This window comes from Rheinheimera gaetbuli, assembly GCF_054781935.1.
In genome coordinates this window covers 1-1,899 of sequence record NZ_BAAGTL010000018.1, presented here as the reverse complement: position 1 = coordinate 1,899, position 1,899 = coordinate 1, and the positions used below count along the sequence as shown (strand labels likewise).

The window sequence follows — 1,899 nt, the reverse complement described above, 5'->3', positions numbered from 1 at the left end:
ACGCTCGTAATATCCACCTATCTCTGCTATCTGCTCTGCATCATAAAGGTGGCGGTTGTAATGAATGGTCAGTTGCAGAGTGTTACTCCCTAATGCACCGCTTACATCCATACAAAGATCGAATTCACAGGGGAAATCATCTGTCAGTAATGAAGAGAAATGAAACAATACCTCGCTAAAATCACGCCCCGATTGTTTTTGGATTTCAGCAAGGGGCAAAAAGCGGAATGGCTTAGACGTTTCAATACAACCACTCACATATTGAATAAGCTCTCTCCAGCTTCCGACCGGGGTTTCCATACACATAGGGAGTGCAGCTGTAAAGCCTTGCTCTTTCTCGCCGTATACTGAATCAAAGGCTATGCAGGAGACAGCCTCTGTCTCTCCACTTAATAAAGACAATATTTTGAAGTGAATGGCCAATAGCACGGATGATAAACAGACCTGCAACTCATCTGCCCGTTGGTTTAATCCGACCACCAGCTCTGATATCTTCACTGCATGATGTGAAAATGCTCTTTCCTGACCCAATGCGGCATCAACTTTGTAGGGTACTTGTTGTACTGGCGCGCTTTCCAACATAGTGCCAAAGTAATCAGAGGCTGCCATATACTGCTCATATCCAGCCTGCGGTGCCTTTGCTAATAGCGTCACTTCAGTATCAGGACATGTACTTAACTTTTCGGCCAGAGCTGCCACAACAGACTGCACATAGCCTATGACCTGACAAGCGTTTACCACAGACTCCACCTGAACAGTTACAACAAAGTCGGTTTTTAGATCATCAACTAATAAGCTGAGTGGAAAGTTACTTCTTTCATGACCACCAATAACTTCGTAGTCACTAGTTTGCTGAGCTTCCGCACCTGTTGCTTCACCTACAGAATGGCGATAGTTCAGCATTGCACTGAAAATCGGAGCCTCTTTAGGCAAACTGGTACACTGTTGAGCCAAAGCAAGACTTGCCTGCTCAAATGGAATTAAATCCAGCAAGGCACTTTGTACTTGCTGTACAAGCTGTAAAACACTTAACCTTTTTAGTTTTACTCTGAGCGGCAGGGTATTCATAAATACCCCCATCATACTTTCCGCACCAACCGTGCCTTGCAATCGACCTGAAACTACCGTGCCAAACACCACGTCATCACGACCACTGCAAGCACCGACCAGAATTGCCCAGGCACTATGGAATAAAGCGGCTGGACTCACTTTAAGGGATTTAGCTACTTGACGTAGTTGCATACTGACATCTGTCGGGATGATTTCACGCACTTCGACAATCCGGCTACCATCCCCCTGAATATCCATCAAATTAAAGGGGGCGGTAGCTTCTGTTACATCCTCCAATACACCGCGGAAATAAGCCTCTGCGTCATTAACTCGTGCCTGATGTTGAGTGTGGGCAATAAATTCACGGTAGGGTACAGGAGTAGTCAATTGCTCTACCTGCCCTTGTTCATACATGCCGACTTCATGCTGGATAACTTCCAGACCAATATGATCTGAGATCAGATGATGTAGCTGTGCCAGGACAAAGTGCTGTTCACTCGCGGTATCTGCCATGACCTGTAACTTAAGTAAAGGGCCCTGAGTAACATCCATTTGTTGGATTTCAGGAGCACACAAGGATTGCATGTGGGACTCGACGTCAGTGTCTTTTGGCGCGCTAAGCCAGGTCACTGGTAATTCTGCCTGTCGATACACCACCTGGACCGGCACCGATACGCCATCCCATAATACGGCTGTACGTAATACGTCATGTCGACCAATAACAAATTGGAGTGCATCAACAAATGCTTCGAATGCTTCTTTGTTTTTCACACGAAACAGCACAGGCATTACATAGGGGTCGCCTTTGGTGCTCATCATATGATGGAACAGAATACCTTCCTGCAATGG

At 46.1% G+C, this 1,899-nt stretch carries 1 protein-coding gene; it reads right to left on the bottom strand.

Features of this window, described 5'->3' with window-relative positions:
• Nucleotides 1–1,899 (bottom strand): condensation domain-containing protein (locus ACYVIC_RS13015; protein ID WP_460860580.1); only part of this gene is annotated, 1,899 nt, incomplete at both ends.